This window comes from Bifidobacterium sp. ESL0790 (assembly GCF_029395435.1).
Taxonomy (GTDB): domain Bacteria; phylum Actinomycetota; class Actinomycetes; order Actinomycetales; family Bifidobacteriaceae; genus Bifidobacterium.
The window spans coordinates 917,359-935,867 of record NZ_CP113915.1; the positions used below are offsets into that span (position 1 = coordinate 917,359).

At 61.3% G+C, this 18,509-nt stretch carries 16 protein-coding genes; 13 read left to right on the forward strand and 3 right to left on the reverse strand.

The window, feature by feature from the left end; translation table 11 throughout:
- The first annotated feature begins 135 nt into the window (after positions 1 to 135).
- From OZY47_RS03310 to OZY47_RS03325, 4 genes are all read left to right on the forward strand, one after another.
- A complete protein-coding gene (locus tag OZY47_RS03310; protein ID WP_277178725.1) occupies positions 136 to 345 on the forward strand; it encodes a zinc ribbon domain-containing protein in 210 nt (69 codons plus the stop codon).
- A 225-nt stretch (positions 346 to 570) separates the two neighbouring features.
- Entirely contained in the window at positions 571 to 930 is a 360-nt protein-coding gene (locus OZY47_RS03315) for a DUF488 domain-containing protein (protein ID WP_277178727.1), read from the forward strand.
- A 119-nt stretch (positions 931 to 1,049) separates the two neighbouring features.
- The gene (locus OZY47_RS03320) at positions 1,050 to 1,475 is read left to right on the forward strand and encodes a nuclear transport factor 2 family protein (protein ID WP_277178729.1); all 426 of its coding nucleotides are present in this window, start codon (positions 1,050 to 1,052) and stop codon (positions 1,473 to 1,475) included.
- Positions 1,476 to 1,977: 502 nt separating this feature from the next.
- Positions 1,978 to 2,433 (forward strand): Hsp20/alpha crystallin family protein, encoded by a 456-nt coding sequence (locus tag OZY47_RS03325; protein WP_277178731.1) that lies wholly within the window; start codon positions 1,978 to 1,980, stop codon positions 2,431 to 2,433.
- Positions 2,434 to 3,060: 627 nt separating this feature from the next.
- Here the strand turns inward: OZY47_RS03325 and OZY47_RS03330 are convergent.
- Positions 3,061 to 4,710, reverse strand: coding sequence for an ABC transporter substrate-binding protein (locus OZY47_RS03330; RefSeq protein WP_277178733.1), 1,650 nt, complete (start codon positions 4,708 to 4,710; stop codon positions 3,061 to 3,063).
- A 301-nt stretch (positions 4,711 to 5,011) separates the two neighbouring features.
- Here OZY47_RS03330 and OZY47_RS03335 point away from each other — a divergent pair, with 301 nt between their 5' ends.
- From OZY47_RS03335 to OZY47_RS03345, 3 genes are all read left to right on the forward strand, one after another.
- Positions 5,012 to 5,824 (forward strand): histidine phosphatase family protein, encoded by an 813-nt coding sequence (locus OZY47_RS03335; RefSeq protein WP_277178735.1) that lies wholly within the window; start codon positions 5,012 to 5,014, stop codon positions 5,822 to 5,824.
- Between the two features lie 264 nt (positions 5,825 to 6,088).
- Positions 6,089 to 7,408 (forward strand): solute carrier family 23 protein, encoded by a 1,320-nt coding sequence (locus tag OZY47_RS03340; protein ID WP_277178738.1) that lies wholly within the window; start codon positions 6,089 to 6,091, stop codon positions 7,406 to 7,408.
- 401 nt (positions 7,409 to 7,809) lie between these two features.
- Positions 7,810 to 8,331 (forward strand): gluconokinase, encoded by a 522-nt coding sequence (locus tag OZY47_RS03345; protein WP_277178740.1) that lies wholly within the window; start codon positions 7,810 to 7,812, stop codon positions 8,329 to 8,331.
- Positions 8,332 to 8,478: 147 nt separating this feature from the next.
- Here the strand turns inward: OZY47_RS03345 and OZY47_RS03350 are convergent, their stop codons facing one another.
- Positions 8,479 to 9,291: an FCD domain-containing protein gene (locus tag OZY47_RS03350; RefSeq protein WP_277178742.1), complete on the reverse strand. Its 813-nt coding sequence runs from the start codon at positions 9,289 to 9,291 to the stop codon at positions 8,479 to 8,481.
- A gap of 226 nt (positions 9,292 to 9,517) precedes the next feature.
- Between OZY47_RS03350 and gnd the strand changes: the two genes are divergently transcribed.
- Complete coding sequence (gene gnd / locus OZY47_RS03355; RefSeq protein WP_277178744.1) at positions 9,518 to 10,393, forward strand: phosphogluconate dehydrogenase (NAD(+)-dependent, decarboxylating); 876 nt, start codon at positions 9,518 to 9,520, stop codon at positions 10,391 to 10,393.
- 164 nt (positions 10,394 to 10,557) lie between these two features.
- Here gnd and brnQ read toward each other — a convergent pair whose 3' ends face one another.
- Positions 10,558 to 11,847 carry a branched-chain amino acid transport system II carrier protein gene (brnQ, locus tag OZY47_RS03360; RefSeq protein ID WP_277179116.1) on the reverse strand — a complete coding sequence of 430 codons (1,290 nt, stop codon included), beginning with the start codon at positions 11,845 to 11,847 and terminating at the stop codon, positions 10,558 to 10,560.
- Positions 11,848 to 12,290: 443 nt separating this feature from the next.
- Between brnQ and OZY47_RS03365 the strand changes: the two genes are divergently transcribed.
- The 5 genes from OZY47_RS03365 to pth all read left to right on the forward strand — a co-directional run bounded on the left by OZY47_RS03365 (position 12,291) and on the right by pth (position 18,429).
- A complete protein-coding gene (locus tag OZY47_RS03365; protein ID WP_277178746.1) occupies positions 12,291 to 13,205 on the forward strand; it encodes an AzlC family ABC transporter permease in 915 nt (304 codons plus the stop codon).
- Entirely contained in the window at positions 13,205 to 13,540 is a 336-nt protein-coding gene (locus OZY47_RS03370) for an AzlD domain-containing protein (RefSeq protein WP_277179118.1), read from the forward strand. Before OZY47_RS03365 ends, OZY47_RS03370 begins: the two co-directional genes overlap by 1 nt.
- Before the next feature lie 114 nt (positions 13,541 to 13,654).
- Positions 13,655 to 16,873, forward strand: coding sequence for a UPF0182 family protein (locus OZY47_RS03375; RefSeq protein WP_277178748.1), 3,219 nt, complete (start codon positions 13,655 to 13,657; stop codon positions 16,871 to 16,873).
- Positions 16,874 to 17,052: 179 nt separating this feature from the next.
- Entirely contained in the window at positions 17,053 to 17,580 is a 528-nt protein-coding gene (locus OZY47_RS03380) for a GNAT family N-acetyltransferase (protein ID WP_277178750.1), read from the forward strand.
- 249 nt (positions 17,581 to 17,829) lie between these two features.
- On the forward strand, positions 17,830 to 18,429 hold the full coding sequence (gene pth / locus OZY47_RS03385; RefSeq protein WP_277178753.1) for an aminoacyl-tRNA hydrolase: 600 nt from the start codon (positions 17,830 to 17,832) through the stop codon (positions 18,427 to 18,429).
- Positions 18,430 to 18,509: the final 80 nt, after the last annotated feature.

Genomic DNA, 18,509 nt, shown 5'->3' on the forward strand with positions numbered 1-18,509 from the left:
GTCAATTCGTATTGGAATTCGCCAGTCAACTTTCGACTCGATGATAATTCAGAGCCAATCTCAAACGCCGCCCTGCCAACGCCGTGTGGTTAGATGGATTACCAAGAGATGCCCAAATTACGCGAAAGGCCAGTGATGCAACAGAAACAGTACGTGTGCGAGAAGTGCGGTTGCCAGCGCTACACCTCCGACCAGTTCCAGGCCACCGGCGGCGAGTTCGCCAAGCTCTTCAACGTGCAGAACAAGAAGTTCATCACCATCAGCTGCGCACAATGCGGCTACACCGAGCTCTACCGCGCCGAGACCGACGCCGGCATGAACGTCCTCGATTTCCTGATGAACTGACGCCGCGCTGTGTCGCGGTGGGGGAGTGGTGCTGTTTCGCGGCGGTGCAGTGACGCGACGCGACGTGACACAGACTTCGAGGTGGCGGCATGTCGTGGTTTGAACGTCATGGCTTTCATTGATTGGCTGGCTATGGCGTTTTCGTATATTTTTGATTTCGTGTCACCCCTGTCATTCCCGGGCCCGGCGCGCTAGGCTGAACCGTAGGACTCAAAGGAGCGGCGTATGGAAATCGCGTTGAAACGGGTGTATGAGGCGGCAAGTGATTCGGACGGCTATCGCGTGCTGGTCGATCGCCTCTGGCCGCGCGGCATCTCGAAGGCGAAGGCCAAGCTCGATTTGTGGCTCAAGGATGTCGGCCCCAGCACGGAGCTGCGCAAGTGGTTCGGTCACGATCCCGCGAAATTCGATGAGTTCGCCGAGCGCTACCGCAAGGAGCTCGAGGCCAACCAGACGGTGGTCGATCAGCTCGCCGATATCTGCCTCGGCAATCCACGCGTCACGTTCCTTTATGGCGCCAAGGACCCCGAGCACAACCAGGCCGTGGTGCTGCGCGACTATATGCGGGGGCATCTGCGTCGCTGAATCCATGCGCTCGCGCGACAGTCAGGTCGTCCGTCAAAGGTCAAAAAATACCGGATTGTTGACGTCAAAAAATGGCGGTTACGCCACATAGATACCTTTTGATGGAGTATGATGGACGTATGGCAACAGTGACGTTATCGATCCCGCGGGCACGGCGGCGTGAGCGTGCCATCTCCGATTATTTCCGCATGTGGGTCACGCGCGATTTCGACCGGTTGGACTCGTATTTCGCGCCCGATTGCGTCTATGAGCAGTGCACCGGCCACATCTACGAGAACCGCAACCAGATTCATCTGTGGGTCGAGGACGAGCTGGACCACCTCTCCGTGCTCAACTGGAAGGCGCTCAACTTCACACACGCGCGCGGCCGCGAGGGCCAGCCATCGATCACCGTTTCCTGGACGTTCTGCGGCCAGCTGGACGGCGGCGAGGCGCACGACGCCGACGGGGTCTCAGTCGTGGAATTCAATCGCCAGAACAAGATCAAGCGCTTCCGCGATTTCGAGGCCAAGCATCGCCGCAACTACCCCTACAAAGGCGAGTAGAGTGGCAGGTTTATTGCAAGTTGCAGAAACGGGTCGTCGTTCATCAATAACGATGGGCTCGTTTCTTTATCTGTAGCGGGTAGTCTGGAATAGTTGGCTTTGGAATCCGTTTTCAGCACGGATCAAAGGGGATGCGCGAAAGCGTTCATTAAGAATCTCGTATTGACCGTTTTTCGGCACGAGGCTTTCGGGATGCTGGAGACCGTTCATTTGGCAGCCGGTAGTGATTGTTTTTCTGCATGGGCGAATCAAGATGCTGAAAATCATTCAGGTAAGCGGAATTTTGTCTGATGGAGTCGCTGTTGCTTCAAAAGTTGAGTCGAGAAGACTCAAGTTTTGTTCTCCGTGGGTAAAATTCGGGAAGCGCGGGCGGGAATAACGGTTGAACTAAGTGACAAGATAAAGACTTGGAGCCGCAAGGTTCCCGAGCCCGGGGCGTCAAGGCGACCAGATGGCCGCCGCCAACGCGAGGGCTTTCCTCCTTAGTCAAGGAGTATTGATTATGGCTATGTTTCCGGCTTTGATGCATGATGCGTTCTCTGATATGTTCGACGATCCGTTCTTCGCGGGCTGGGGCGATTCCAGCAGCCGCATGGGCAACCCGATCTCTTCGGCCAACATGATGAAGACCGACGTTCGCGAGACCGACAAGGCCTACGACGTCTCCATCGACATGCCTGGTTTCAACAAGGACGACATCGCCCTCGAGCTGCACGACGGCTATCTGACCGTCTCCGCCGAGCGCGACGAGAACCATGACGAGAAGAACGATGAGGGCAAGTGGCTGCGCCGCGAACGTTACGCCGGCACCTGCTCGCGTAGCTTCTACGTCGGCGACGAGGTCAAGGAATCCGACATTCACGCGGCCTATAAGGATGGCACGCTGAGCCTGGAGATTGCCAAGGTTCAGCCGCAGCCCAAGGTCGAGGCCAAGCACCAGATCGCCATCGAAGGCTGATAGGGCTGGTTCGCTGGTCTGATTTCAGGCTGATATTCGATAAAGACCCGAGTCGGGTAGTGATTCCGTAATCCAACTGCCCGACCCAGGCCGAACTCTCAGATTAGGTCGGCCAAGACCGAACTTCTGATTCATTGAAGGTGGGCCATCGCACGATATACGTGGCTGTGAGTGAACGCCATCGCGCCGGCCGTTACGAGCAAGGGTACAAAGGGGAAGTGCCCGGATTCGTAGCGACCGACGCGATGGCGTTTTTTGATTTGGTTTGACCCAGATATGTCGTCCATTATCGTCTGGCATGTCTGGCACGGCAGGGTTTTCGCGGTCCTGGTAGTTTTCAATAGTTTGCGACTAGCGTTTTAAGTAGTTCGGTTGTGAGATGATTCCAGATAGCTAGCGCTCCCTATGGCCGCTAGCTATCCATTGCAGCTTTTGGCGATTCCGGGCGATTCTACGGATTCCCTCGATTCAGAGTAGTTCCGCTGAACCGAAGTGGTCTTCGTTTGCCATCAGTGCCGATTTGCGTTTTAGTCATTGCAGCTCAGTCCTTAGTAGTCTCTGCCAACTTCTATTAGAGGAACTTCATCCGTCAGCTGCTCGCACTCCGCCAACTTTCGCCAGAAAAACTTACTTCGTGAGCTTCTCATACTCCGGCAGACCCATGTAGTTGAACGAGACATGCCCGACGCCCTTGGCGCTGCCTGCCGCCACATTGGCGTACCACAGCGGAATCACGGGCAGATCGCGCAGCAGCGTCTCCTCGGCCTGGTGGTAGGTGGCCACCGAGGTCTTGAGCGAGGGCTGGGCCGCGGCCTGGTCGATGAGCGCGTCGAACTCCTGGCTCTTGTAATCGCCGTTGTTGAGCCCCTTGCCGTCGGCCGCCGACGAGTCGTAGGCCTGCACCAGGTAGCCTTCGGGGTGCGGATAGTCGGATTGCAGCCCCTGGACGAACGCCGCGTTGATGGTGCGGTTGTGGATGGCCCCGCTGAACTCCTTCTGCGTGGGCATCGCATAGGCCGAGGCGTTGATCGAAAGCGTGTTCTTGATCGAGTTGACCACGGCCTCCACCCACGGCTTGAACCCGCTGTCGGCGCTGTAGGCCAGGCGGAAGCTGCCATCGAATGGCGCGATCGCGTCCGCCTGCTCCCATAGTTCCTTGGCGCGTTGCGGGTCGTAGCCGATGGCCGAGGCGCCCTTGAGCGACTTGGTGTGCCCGGTGATGGTGGGCGCGGTGAAATCGGTGGCCACGCTGGCGGTGCCGTGCAGCACCTTGGTGGTGATGTCTTTGCGGTCGATCGACAACGAGATGGCCTCGCGGCGCAAGCGCCCCTCCTCGCCGGTGAAATGCTTGAGGTTCTGCGGGATTGTGAACGACTTGAACGCCGGGCCTGGCTCGTCGTAGGCCTTGATGGCGTTGTCGGTGCGGAAGCTGGTGAGCGCCGAGTTGGGGATGGCGTCGAGCACGTCGAGGTTGCCGCCCTCCAGATCGGCGTAGGCCGTGTCGACGTTGGTGTAGAGCTTGAAGGTCACGCCCTTGTTCGCGGGCTTGCGCGGGCCGTTGTAGCTCGGGTTCGGGGTGAGCCTGATCTCGCGGTCGTGGGTCCAGCCGGCCAGCTTGTAGGGTCCGTTGCCCACCGGGTGCTCACCGAACGCCTTGATGTCGCCATAGGCGCTCGAGGGCATGGGCAGGAACGCCACGTCGCCCACCTTGTAGCCGAAGGACGAGTCGTGGCCGTTGATGTCGACCTGCAGCGTGTTGTCGTCGAGGGCGTGCAGGCCCGAAAGCTGGGCGTGCGGGTCGCCCTTCTCGTTCTGCAGCGCGTCGTAGCCGGCGATGGTGGAGAAGATCGAGGCGCCCATCATCCCGTTGGCCGCGTTGGCCGCGAACGACCACGATTTCGCGTAGGTGTCGGCGGTGATGCGCTCGCCGTTGGAGAATTTGAGGCCCGGACGCAGCTTGATGGTGTATTGCGAGGCGTCGTCGTTCGGCGTGATGGATTGCGCCCCGGCGTCGACCACCTTGCCGCCCTTGCCGAAGGTCACCAGCCCCTCGAAGATCTGCGTGACCACCTTCCAGCCGGCGGTGTCGTTGGTGTCGGAGGGGATGAGGCCCGAGGCCGGTTCCACGTTGTTGACCATGATCGGCTGGTCGGATTGGCCCGACGCGGATGATCCGCCGCTCCCGTTGGACGCTCCGCAGCCGCTGACGACCAAGGCGACGCTGAGTGTGAGCGCCAGGCCCGCGAGGGCGGCTTTGACGGTTTTTCGTGCGGACATGCGACGACCTCTTCTCGTTGGGTCACGTGGGTTTGGCGCGACCATTTACTGCGTTCTTTCAACACTATCGGAACAAACGTCTGTCATACGCCGAACCGATAGCGTCTTAAGCGAAGAGTGAACGCAGGGCTATCGACGTTGCCTATGACGTCTTATCGGCACCATGCCGCCATTATGGGCTATGATGAGGGCATATGGGGCGGTGCGCGGTGCCGGCGTCGTGATTTTGACGCATGTTTTGGATGTATCGGGTGCGCGGCCGCGGTCGACGAGGATATCAGGAATACGAGGTTGGATATATATGGGAATGCCACTGGATCTCTATGTGATACGACATGGCGAGTCTGAGGCGAACGTCATCGTCAAGGCGGGGGAGAAGGGCGACGATTCCCTCTTCAAGCAAGACAATGTGACCGTGCCCGACCGCTCGTGGCGTCTGACGGCCACGGGCCGCAAGCAGGCCTATTGCATCGGCCGCTGGCTCGTCTCGCAGCAGCAGCTCTTCGACCGCTACCTCGTCTCGCCGTATGTGCGCACGCGCGAGACGGCCGCCACGATGGCCCTACCCAAGGCCAAATGGGAGGAGACCCGCGTGCTGCGCGAGCGCTCGTGGGGCGAGATCAGCACGGTGACGCAGAAGGAGTTCAAGACCAATTACGCGCGCAACTGGATCTTCAAGAAGACCGACCCGCTCTACTGGCGTCCGCCGGCCGGCGAGTCCATCGCCGACGTGGCCGAGAACCGCGCGCACAATCTGCTCACCTCGCTCAACCGCCGTGCCGAGGCGCAGTCGGTCATCGCGGTGAGCCACGGCGATTTCATGCTCTCGCTGATGCTGACGCTCGAGGACCTCTCCGACGAGGAGTTCCTGCGCCGTTCCGACAGCGAGGAATGGACGATCACCAACTGCACCTGCCTGCATTATTCACGGCGCGATCCCCACACCGGGCGCACCGACGAGCGCGTGCGTTGGGAGCAGACCGCCCGTCCCGTGCTCGACAAGGCCACCGGCAAGTGGGAGGTGGAGGTCCGGCCCTGGCGCGAATTCCAGCGGCCCATCCTCTCCAACGGCGACTTGGTCGACGTGGTGCAGGCGGTCGACCCGCATCTGTAGAGATTCGCGTGGACACTTTTTGGGAGCCTTTAAAAAGTGTCCACGAAAAGGGGCGTTTTCACCCCGAAAAGTAACAAAATCGCACAGTTTCGTGGCCACTTTTTAAAATCCTCAAAAAAGTGGCCACGCCTTGTTCATTGCCGACACGCCGTGTTGTCCACGCCGCCGCTAAAATCATTCAAGGCGCGCGACGAAGTGAAGGCCGCGCGGTGAATCCCCTATTTTCAATTAGTGGACGAAGTATGCCCAAAAGGAGAGCGAAGGATGAGCAACATATTCACCTGGAAACTGCATGGCGACGGCAAGACCCTGAATCCTGGTGAGGTGGTCGACCCCGACGAGCGCATGACGTGGGGCCGAACGGCGGGCATTGGCGCCCAACACGTGATCGCGATGTTCGGCGCGACGTTCCTGGTGCCGATACTGACGGGGTTCGACCCGTCCACGACATTGTTCTTCACGGCGATGTCGACGGCGTTGTTCCTGTTGATCAACAAAAATGAGCTACCCAGTTATCTGGGTAGCTCATTTGGTTTTATAGCCCCGATCGTCGCGGTGAGCACCGCGCACAAGGGCCTGGCGGTGGCGAGCTTCGGCATCATGGTCACCGGTATGCTCCTGGCGCTGGTCGGCCTTCTGGTGCACTTCGCCGGTGCCAAGTGGATCGACATCATCATGCCGCCGGTGGTCAACGGCGCCATCGTCGCCATCATCGGCTTCAACCTCGCCCCCTCGGTGTGGAACAATTTCCAGAAGGCGCCCGACACCGCCGTCGTCACCCTGGTCGCCGTCCTGCTCATCGCCGTGCTCTTCAAGGGCCTCATCGGCCGCCTCAACATCCTGCTCGGTGTGCTGGTCGGCTACGCCTACGCCTGCCTGCGCGGCCAGGTCGACTTCGCCGCCGTTGGCAGGGCCCAGTGGGTCGGCATCCCGCAATTCCACCTGCCCCAGGTCGACTTCTCCGTGCTGCCCATGTTCATCCCGGTGGTCATGGTCCTCATCGCCGAAAACGTCGGCCACGTCAAGTCGGTCGCGCAGATGACCGGCCGCAACTACGACGACCACATCGGCACCGCGCTCTTCGCCGACGGCCTCGGCACCACGATCGCCGGCTTCGGCGGCGGCTCCGGCACCACCACCTACGGCGAGAACATCGGCGTGATGGCCGCCACCCGCGTCTACTCCACCGCCGCCTACTGGTGCGCGGCCGCCTTCGCCCTCATCCTCAGCCTCTGCCCGAAGTTCGGCGCGGTCATCAACACCATCCCGGCCGGCGTGCTGGGCGGCGTGACTACCCTGCTCTACGGCATGATCGGCATGGTCGGCGTGCGCATCTGGGTCGACAACCAGGTCGACTTCGGCAAGCCCCTCAACAACATGACCGCCGCGGTCACCATGATCATCGGCATCGCCGACTTCGGTTTCGCCATCAGCGGCGTCAAGTTCAACGGCATCGCCATCGGCACCGTCGCGGTCCTGGTCATGTACCATGGCCTGCGCGCCATCGGCCGCGCCACCGGAGCCATCGCCAAGGACGATGACGGACTGAAGAAGCCCGAGCCCAGCGAGTCCGAAGGCAAGTGAGCCAGGTCGGGCGTTGCCTAACATTCGGCGCCCGAACCGATAACCAAGCAACAAAGATGCCGGATTTTGCCTTCACCGGCGGCAATCGGCCACCACGCGCGTCAGCACAGGCGCGGGGTGGCCGATCGTTGCTTTGCGCGTGATTGCGGTTTCAGGGATTGATGGCGGCGTGTGCGCAGGGGAGTGGGTGAATCTTACAGCGTGATGGCCAAATCGACGAAATGCCGCAAAACAATAGGTCGTAATTTCCCGCAATCAAGCGATAAGTAGGACTTAGGGAATCCTAAAATCCTAGAAAATAATACCTTTTCGCGATGTCGTAATCCCTTTGACACCTGGGGAATCGCCGCGATATAGTCTGTGTTGTCAACAGGCCAACAGCGCGTCCGAAGGGGAAGTCAATGAGTGTTCACGTCGTCATCATGGGTGTTTCGGGTTGCGGCAAGACCACCGTCGCGCAGGCGGTGGCCAAGCGGCTCGGCTTCGTGATGGCCGAGGGCGACGACTTCCACCCCAAGGCCAACGTGGAGAAGATGAGCCACGGCATCCCGCTCAACGACGACGACCGCTGGCCCTGGCTCAAGACCATCAACGAGTGGATGGTCGGGCAGGACAGGCAGGGCAAGTCGACGGTCATCTCGTGTTCCGCGCTCAAGAAAGCCTACCGCGACGTGCTGCGCCGGAACCTCGACGTGCTCTTCGTCCATCTGGTCGGCTCCGAGGACTTGATCGGCTCGCGCATGGCCAAGCGCACCGGCCACTACATGCCCACCTCGCTGCTGCCCAGCCAGTTCGCCGACCTGCAGCCGCTCCAGCCCGGCGAGTGCGGGGTGGAGGTATCCATCGACGGCACGCCCGATGAGATCGAGCGCCAGGCCATCGAGGCCGTCGAACGCTATCTCAAGGAGCGCAAGGCCGAGTAGGGCTCATAGGCTTAACCGGCATGCCTTAAAAAATTCAAGCATCATAAAACCGGCCGGTCGAACGGCTTCCGCTTATTCGGCCGGCCGGTTTGTTGTAGGGTTTCAGGCCTTTATTAATGCGGCCTGTTTTCCTATTCTTGCTGTTTCTTATTTCCCGTTTTCATCAGCGTTGTCGCCGTTGTCACCCTCGTCGTCCGTGGGGGTGCTGACCTCGGTGACGATCTCGGTCATGGCCTTGCGGGCCACATCCGGGTTGCTCTCCCAGATCGCCTCGGCCACATCCTCGTGCGCCAGCAGCAGCTCCTTGGTGGGCTGCACCTGGTCGCCGCCCTTCTCGGACCTGCCAGTGATGATGATGTCGACCAGCGAGGAGAGCGAGGAGAAGAGGTCGTTGCCGCTGTGCTGCAGAATCTCGTTATGGAAGCGCAGGTCGAGTTGCTGGAATTCGTCGAGGTTGCCCGCGTCGCTGTTCTTGTGCATCTCCATGGCGAGCACCGGCATGAGGGCGCGCGTCTCGACGGGTGCGCGCAGCGCGGCCTGGGCGGCGGCGAAGGGCTCCACGGCCAGCCTCAGCTCGGTGAGCGCGACGAGCTCCTGCTTGCGCTGGTTGGAGTGCAGCTTCCAAGTGATCACCTTGGTGTCGAGCGAAAGCCATTCGCTCAGGGGCTGGGCGATGAGGCCCACGCGCTTCTTGATGATGATGGCGTGCGCCGACTCCAATGAATGCGCGGTCTCTCGCGCCACCGTCCTCGAGATCTTGAAACGGTCCTGGATGTCGTTGAGCGTCGTGCTGTCGCCGGGCTTCCAGCGCCCCTCGATGATGTCGACCGCCAGCTCCTCGGCGATGGCCGAGTGGAGCACGGTGGTGCTCGTCTCCGTCAGGCTCGAGGGCGCGATGGGGACGTTGAGGTTCGGCATCAATGGGTTGGTGAGGGCGTTCAGGCGATCGCCGGAAGGCATGACATGCCTGAGTTTTCGCGACCTGGGCCTGCGCCTGGTCGTCGTGGTTCTGGAAGAAGATGACTTACTCATACGATTAAGAGTATCAAAGGCGGTATAAAAAATACCATAGAAGTTTAAAATAATAACCTTAAGCGTAAAAGTAATCCTTTTTAATCTAATAGTATTCAATGAAATCGGTATGATATGCTCTCTGTGGTATCAGCGTTTTCACTGAGGAGGCATTATGCAGTTAGGCATGGTTGGATTGGGCCGCATGGGCGGCAATATGGTCAAGCGCATCCGCGAGGCGGGCCATGAGGTCATCGGCTACGACCTGAGCCCGGAGTCCGGCCGCGATGTGTCGAGCCTGGAGGAGCTGGTCTCCAAGCTGGACGCGACGCGCATCGTGTGGATCATGGTGCCTTCGGGCAAGGCGACCGACGAGACGCTCGACGGGCTCATGGGCCTGCTGGAACCCGGCGACATGGTGATCAACGGCGGCAACTGCCGCTACACCGACGACCAGCTCAACGCCAAGAAGCTCGCCGCCAAGGGCATCAGCTACATCGACTGCGGCGTCTCCGGCGGCGTATGGGGCGAGGAACGCGGCTACGCCCTGATGGTGGGCGGCACCGACGAGGAATACCAGCGCGCCCTGCCGATCTTCGAGGCGCTCAAGCCCGAGGGCAAGGACGGCCTGGTGCACGCCGGGCCCGTGGGCGGCGGCCACTTCGCCAAGATGGTGCACAACGGCATCGAATACGGCATGATGCAGGCCTTCGGCGAGGGCTTCGCCATCATGGAGCGCAGCGAATACATCGACGACCCCACCAAGGTGATGGCCTCATGGCGCTCCGGCAGCGTGGTGGCCTCGTGGCTGCTCGACCTGGTGGTGCGCGCGATGAAGGAGGACCCGGACCTCAAGAGCATGCCGCCCGTGGCCGACGAGACCGGCGAGGCGAAGTGGACGATCGAGGCGGCCACCGAGCTCGGCGTGCCCACTCCCGCGATCAGCGCCGGCTTGTTCACCCGCCAAGCCTCGCGCGGCGGCTCCGACGACATTTTGCGTGCGGTGACCGCCATGCGCAAGCAGTTCGGCGGCCACGTCACCAAGGCGTGAGTGGTTTCGCGGCGATAGTCAGAAAGTTAGATAGTTAGGTAATTAGCTACATATGTAATAAGTAATTGCCAGTATTGAAAAAGTTGTGGAGCCCGGCCATTTGGTCAGACTCCACAACTTTATATACAGGTATTTTTTAGATATAACCGTATTTCCGCAGCCGATCAGCGGCGACGTCGAACCAAACTGTCGACCACGCCGATCACCAGGCCCGCGGCCGCCGGGATGAGCCACGTCAGCTGCGCGCTGTAGAGCGGCAACGACGCCAGCGCGAGGCTCAGGAAATGAATCGGCAGGCCGAAGACGTCGAGCAGGTTGACGATGCAGTCGAAGATGCTGAAGACGGCCACCAGCAGCACCGTCCAGAAATAGACGCGCGGGAAACGCGACGAGAACGGCTTTTCGACGAGGTTCAGCAGCACCAGCACGATGGCGATGGGGTAGAGGGCGCCGAGCACCGGCAGCGAGACGGTGATGATCGCGCTCAGCCCGGCGTTCGAGACGATGAAGCTGAAGACGGCGAAGACCACGCTCCAGGCACGGTATTTCACCGGATGGCCGAGGACGGTGGGGAAGGTCTCCTCGAAATAGGTGGCGCAGGTCGAGATCAGCCCGGTGCACACGTTGAAGCAGGCGAGCACGAAGATCAGGCCGACGAAGGCGGTGCCGATGGAGCCGAAGGCCGAGGTGGTGAGGTTGGTGAGCACGGTGGCGCCGGTGTCGCTTTTGCCGTTGGCCGGCTTGATCGAGCCGCTCACCGCGCCGATGAAGGAGAGGGCCGCGTAGATGAGGATGAGCAGGATGCCCGCGCCCGTGCCCGCGATGCCGGTCTCGTGGCGGTTCGCCTTCTCGTCGGTGACGCCCATCTGCGAGATGTTGGCGGAGATGACGATGCCGAAGTAGAGCGCGGCCAGCAAATCCATGGTCTGGTAGCCGTTGATGAACCCGTAGATCAAGGAGCCGTGCGCGTAGTCGCCGAACGGCTTGCCCAGCGGGGCGTGGCTGATGAAGATGCAGGCGACGAACATGACGACGATGAGCACCAGCAGCAGCGGGCCCATGAAGCGGCCCAGCGATTTGGAGAGCTTCTCGGGGTGCTGGCTCAGGATGAACGAGAGGACGAAGAAGACCACCGAATAGATGAGCAGCGCCATCCGGTTGTTCTCGCCGGCGAACGGGGTGATCGCCATCTCGTAGGAAGTCGTCGCGGTGCGGGGGATGGCGAAGCAGGGGCCGATGGCCATGATGATGACGAAGGCCAGGATGGCGGCGAACTTGGGGGAGACGCGCGAGGCGAGGTGCTCGAAGCCGCCCGCCGAGGCGACCGCCAGCACGCCGAGAATTGGCAGGCCCACGGCCGAGACGATGAAGCCGATGGTGGCGGGCAGCGCGGCGGATTGGGCCTGCGCGCCCATCAGCGGCGGGAAGATGAGGTTGCCCGCGCCGAAGAACATCGAGAAGAAGGTGAAGGCGACGACGAGGCGCTTGCTGGTGGGCAGCTTTGCCGGCTTTGTCGGCGTTGCGGGTTTCGTCAGCGTCGTGGGCTGTGTCGATTTTGTCGGCTTCGTGGAGGCGGGGCCCTGCTGTCCTGGCTCGTGTTCCATAGTTACTCCGTCGGCCCGCTTGTCTTGCGTGGCCTGTGTGGAAGGCGAGCTTTCCGTCATCGTCGAGTTCCTTTCGTCCGCTGTTCCTTGGTTCCTGTATCGGCCCGCGTGCCCGGGCCATAGCGTCACATGACCACTCCACTATAGTCAGTCGGCGCGGCCCTTGCCAACGTTCCGGGCGGCGGCCGGATGTGAGATATTCGTCAGTCGCAAGACGGGGATACGCTAAACTGTCTGTTGTTCGCAATCATGGCGTGATGATTGCAATCTTGGGGTAAATGGAGGTATTGCTGATGGCGGCAGGGAAGGGCATGCGGCTCAAGGCGTTGAAGTTCGTCTTCCCCAAAACCCTCCCGATCTGCGTGAGCTTCATGTTCACCGCCATGTCCTATGGCCTGCTGATGTATTCCAAGGGGTTCCCGTTCATCTATCCGGCGCTCATGGCCGCCTCGATCTTCGCCGGCTCAATGGAGTTCGTGCTGGTCGACCTCTTGGTCAGCGCCTTCAACCCGTTCGCGGCCTTCATCCTGACTTTGATGGTCAACGGCCGCCACTTCTTCTACGGGCTTTCGATGCTCGGCCCCTACCGCAACATGGGCTGGAAGAAGCCGTTCCTCATCTTCTGGATGTGCGACGAGACCTTCGCCATCAACTCCTCGATGAAGGTGCCCAAAGACATCGACCGAGGCTGGGCCTACCTGTGGGTGTCGATGTTCGACTACTCCTATTGGGTCACCGGCGCCATGCTCGGCTGGCTCATCGGCGGCATCCTACCCTTCAGCACCAAGGGCGTCGGGTTCGCCATGGTCGCCATGTTCGTCTCGATCCTGCTCGACCAGTGGAAGGCCTCGCCGCACACGTTCCGCGGGCACATCCCCGTGCTGGTGGGCCTGGCGACCTCCGTGATCGCCCTGGCGATCTTCGGCCCGCAACGCTTCATGTTGCCGGCGCTCGTGGCCATGTTGGTGATTTTCGAGCTGCTGCGGCCTTATCTGGAGAAGCCGCACGATGAGGGCTCTCTTGACGGCACAGATACAGGCAATAGTACGGATATCGGCATGAGCGAGAGTACGAATAGCGCGGATAGTACGGATAAAACGGGCAATACAGACAGTACAAAAAATCCAGGAAATACCGATAATTCAACCAATCCGGATAATAAGGAAACCACTACGGAAACGGCGACGACGAAGGAGGTGGTGCGATGATGACCATGACCGTGCAGCAATCCGTCATCATCATCGCCATCGTGAGCCTGACGACGATCTTCACGCGATTCGCGATGTTCGTGCTCTTCCCCGAGTCGAAGACCCCGCCGAAGTTCATCCGCTACCTGGGCGACGTGCTGCCCCTGGCTATCACCGGCATGCTCGTGGTCTATTCGCTCAAGGACGTCACGCCCTTCTCCGGCAACCACGGCATCCCCGAGGCCATCGCGGTGCTGGCCCTCGTCCTCGTCTACCGTTGGCGCAAGAACAGTCTGCTCGCCATCTTCGTGGGAACGATACTGTATATGGTCCTGGTACAGACCATCTTCGCCTGATTTCCTGCCATTTCGGCGGCCCGGTATCTCCGCCATATCATTACCTGACGAAGGCCTGAGCTCGCAGCGGACGAAACTGTGGGTGAGGCCACACCTTTCGCTACCATGGGGGTCATGTCCTTCTTTGACTTCTTAGGCGGGTTCCCCGACCCGCGAAACGGTTTTGGCGGCTATCGACACAACGAATCGGACGACGATGACGATCCGACGATCCTCAACGTCGAGACCAACGGCGACGACGCCCATTCGTCCCACGCCCACGGCGGGCGCAACTGGCCGCCGAGGCAGGGTGGCCCGCGCCTGACCCGCACGCGCTCGAAAGCTCCACGCCCCGGCATGTCAAGGGGCACCAAGATCTTCATCGGCGTCGTCATCGCGCTGGTCGTCGTGCTGGCGCTCGTCTTCGGGCTCGACCGCTTCATCACCGACCTGATGTGGTACGGCCAGCTCGGCTTCCAGTCGGTGGTCTGGACCCAGCTGTGGACCAAGATCGGCCTGTGGGTGGCCTACGCCGTGCTCATGGCGCTGGTCAGCTACCTGGCCGCCACCATGGCGATCCGCACACGCCCCGATTCGGCCGACGGCTCCACCATCCGCATCAAGGGCGACGTGGTCGAGATCGGCAAATCCGTGAGCTCCAAGACGGCCCGCCGCGTGGCCGTGGTCATCTCGCTGATCGTCGGCCTGCTCTTCGGCTCCCAGTTCAACTCCAACTGGTCCGAAGTGCTCCTGATGTTCAACGCCCAATCCTTCGGCGTGAAGGACCCGCAGTTCGGCATCGACAACGGCTTCTACGTCTTCGTGCTGCCGGGCTTGAAGCTCGTGCTCTCGGCGCTGACGATGCTGCTGCTCTTCGGCCTCATCTTCTCCGTCATCACGCATTTCGCCATGGGTGGCATCCGCGTGACCATGCCGGTCAACGGCCGTGGCATCCTCTCCATGACCAAGCACGCACGCCACCAGATCTCCATCTGGTTCACGCTCAACATGCTCGTCTGGGCCGTCCGCCAGGCGGTGGGCGCCTTCGACAACCTCACCGAACAGGGCACCCGGTTCACCGGCGCGGACTACACCACCGTGCATGTGGGCATCCCTGTCACCTTCATCCTCGCCGGCCTCACGGCCGTGCTGGGCGTGATACTCGGCGTCTGGCTCTTTGCCTCGCACGCCTTCGACAAGCCCGCGGCCACCTCGGCCCCGGTGGGCAAGGCGCTCAGAGCCTGGCGCGTGCCGGTCGTCTCGATCGCCGTCGTGGTGGTGGTCGCGCTTCTGCTCGGCGTGGTCTGGCCGATGCTCTTGCAGCGCTTCCAGGTCAACCCGAACGAGCAGGAGATGGAATCGTCCTATATCTCGCGCAACATCAAGGCCACGCAACAGGCCTACGGGCTCGACAAGGTGAAGGTGGACCAGTACCAAGCCACCACCCAGGGCCACTCCGGCGCTCTGGCCAGCGACCCCGAAACCACCGCGCAGATCCGTCTGCTCGACCCCGAGGTCATCTCGCCCACGTTCAAGCAGCTGCAGCAGTCCAAGCAGTACTACATGTTCGCCGATTCCCTTGCGGTCGACAAATACGACATCGACGGCAAGAGCCAGGATACCGTGATCGCCGCCCGCGAGCTCAATGTCAAGGGCAACGACAACCGCAACTGGGTCAACGACCACACCGTTTTCACCCACGGCTACGGCGTCGTGGCGGCCTATGGCAACAAGGTGACCAGCGACGGCAACCCCGAGTTCTTCGAATCCGGCATCCCCACCCAAGGCAAGCTCACCAAGAGCCAGCATTACGAGCCGCGCATCTACTTCTCGCCGAACTCGCCCGACTACTCCGTGGTCGGCTCGCCCAAGGGCAGCAAGCCCTGGGAGTTCGATTACCCGCAGGGCTCCACCGGCGCCTCCAACACGTTCGAGGGCAACGGCGGGCCGAAGGTCAACAACCTCTTCACGCGCCTGCTCTACGCCATCCGCTTCGGCAGCGACCAGATCTTCTTCTCCGACCGCGTCACCCCCGATTCGCAGATCCTCTACGACCGCAGCCCGCGCGACCGCGTGGCCAAGGTGGCGCCTTATCTCACGCTTGATGGCCGTGTATACCCGGCCGTGGTCAATGGCCGCGTGAAGTGGATCGTCGACGGCTACACGACCTCCAACGCCTACCCGTATTCGCAGACCACCGATCTCGGCGTGGCCACGCAGGACTCCACCACGGTGGCCTCCAAGACCATCCAGGGGCTCAACTCGCAGCCGGCCAACTACATCCGCAATTCGGTCAAGGCCACGGTCGACGCCTACGACGGGTCGGTGGACCTCTACGTCTGGGACCAGCAGGACCCGGTGATCAAGGCCTGGCAGAAGATCTTCCCCGGCCAATACCATCCGCTCTCGCAGATCTCCGGCCAGTTGATGAGCCACTTGCGCTACCCGGAAAGCCTCTTCAAGGTGCAGCGCCAGCTTTTGGCCAAATACCATGTGACCAGCGCCGGCCAGTTCTTCTCCGGCGAGGACTTCTGGCAGACGCCAGTCGACCCCACACAGCTGCCGGAAGAGCAGAAAAGGCATGTGCTGCAGCCGCCGTACTATCTGACGCTCAAGACGGGCGGGTCCAAGGAACCGCTCTTCTCGCTGACCTCCACCTACATCCCCGCCGGCACCTCCACCCGTGAGATCCTCACCGGGTTCCTTTCCGTGGACTCCGACGCCGGGTCGACGCCAGGCAAGGTCGGGCCGAACTACGGCACCATACGATTGCAGGAGCTGCCCAAGGATTCGAACGTGCCGGGCCCGGGCCAGGCGCAGAACAACTTCAACTCCAACGCCGACGTCTCCAAGGAGCTCAACCTTCTGGAACAGGGCTCCACCAAGGTGCGGCGCGGCAACCTGCTGACGCTGCCGTTGGGTGGTGGCCTGGTCTACATTGAGCCGGTCTACGTGCAGTCCAACGGCCCGACCAGCTTCCCGCTCTTGAAGAAGGTCTTGGTCGCCTTCGGCGACCAGGTCGGTTTCGCCGACACCCTTGACGAGGCGCTCGACCAGGTCTTCGGCGGCGACTCCGGCGCCTCCGCGGGCGACGCGGAGAACACCAACGGCTCGGCGGCCTCGTCGGCCCCGCAGGCCGACACCTCCAAGCAGGGCAAGGACGCGGCGAAATCCGGGCAGTCCGGCTCGTCCTCCTCGAACGCCGACCTGAAGGACGCGCTGAGCAAGGCGGGGCAGGCCATGAAGGACTCCGACGCCGCGATGAAGCGTGGCGACTGGGCGGGCTACGGCAAGGCCCAGCAGGAGCTCAACGACCAGCTCAACCGCGCCATGCAGCTCGAAGGGCAGAAATAGGGCACGCATAGCCCCAAGGTCTGAGGCCGGATGATGGCATGGAATGATGATGCGTTCGCATTCCATGCCATTATTCATAATGTTCATAATGATTGAGAGATAGTCGAACAGCATTCGCGGGATGGTCGAAAGCTGTTCGAACGATATCGATATGAGGAGATAGGGGAGCGAGCAAGGCAATGACTGCGGAAAACGTGGAGCCGTTGAAGGCGAGAATCAGGGACGCGGACGATGGTGACATCCAAGCCATCACCGACATCTACAACGAGGCCGTGGTGACCTTCACCTCGACTGCCGACCTCAAGCCGCAGACCCCCGAGCAACGTCGTGCGTGGGTCGAAAGCCACAGCCCCCGCGAGGAGTACCCCGTGGTCGTCATCACCGACGAGAGCGGCAAAGTGGTGGGTTTTGGCTCGTTGTCGCGCTACAACTACCGCGAGGGCTACGATGGTGTGCTCGAGCTGAGCTACTACATCGCCGGCTCGGTGCGGCGGCAGGGCTACGGCTCGGCCATGGTGGAGTGGCTCGTCTCCCGCGCCAGGCAGCTCGGCGCCCACATGGCCGTGGCGTTGATCTTCGCCATCAACGACGGGTCGAACGCGCTCATGCGCAAATACGGCTTCACCCGCTTCGGCCTGTTGCCGCAGGCGAGCTGGGACGGCAAGGGCTACCTCGACGTGAACTACTGGTACAAGGACCTGCGCTAGGGGATTGGCGCGATTGGCATAGGGAACTCGGCAATGGCGCTGAGTTCCCTTAAATATTTGCCCTTCGATTCCATTGCAGGCTTGTTCGCTTATGCCGAGCGCGGGTGCGCGGGTCGGTTGCAGCCGGTAGTATGAAGACGTTCATCGTCGTATTCGGCGACTTTTGTCATGCCCGAATACAGGCGGAAATAAGGTGGATGGCGTCACCGCCCCACCTGACGGCGGATTCGAAAAGGAACACACGAGGCAATGGCATCTGATTTTTGGCTGGTCGCGGGGCTGGGCAACCCCGGCAAGAAGTACGAGGGCACACGGCACAACATGGGCTTCATGACCGCTGACGTGCTCGCCGAACGCTGGTCCGTGACGCTGAGCGACCACAAGGGGTTGGCCGACCTTGGCAAAGGCATTATGAGCCTCGACGGTCGGACGATGAAGTTCTTCCTGGCCAAACCGCTGACCTACATGAACGATTCGGGCGACGCCGTCTCGTCGATCTGCAACTACTACAACATCGAGCCGGACCACGTGGTGGTGATCCACGACGACATGGACCTCGACTTCGGGCGCATCAAGGTGAAGGCGGGCGGCTCAGCCGGCGGCCACAACGGTATCCGCTCCATCGACAAGTCGCTCGGCACCAACCAGTACGCGCGTGTGCGCATGGGCACCGGCCACGCCGCCCGTGGCCCGCACGCCCACGAGAACACCGTCAACTGGGTGCTCGGTGGGTTCTCGGGCCAGCAGCGCAAGGAGCTGCCCGAGTTCCTGGCCGACGGCGCGGACGCCGCCGAGACCATCATGTTCGAGGGCATGAACCAGGCCCAGGAGCGCTTCAATGGCCGGTGAGGCGAAGCGGCCGGCGAAAACTAAAAACGAAAACGGAGACGACACGAAGGAAACGAACATAGACAAGGCCAACACGACGG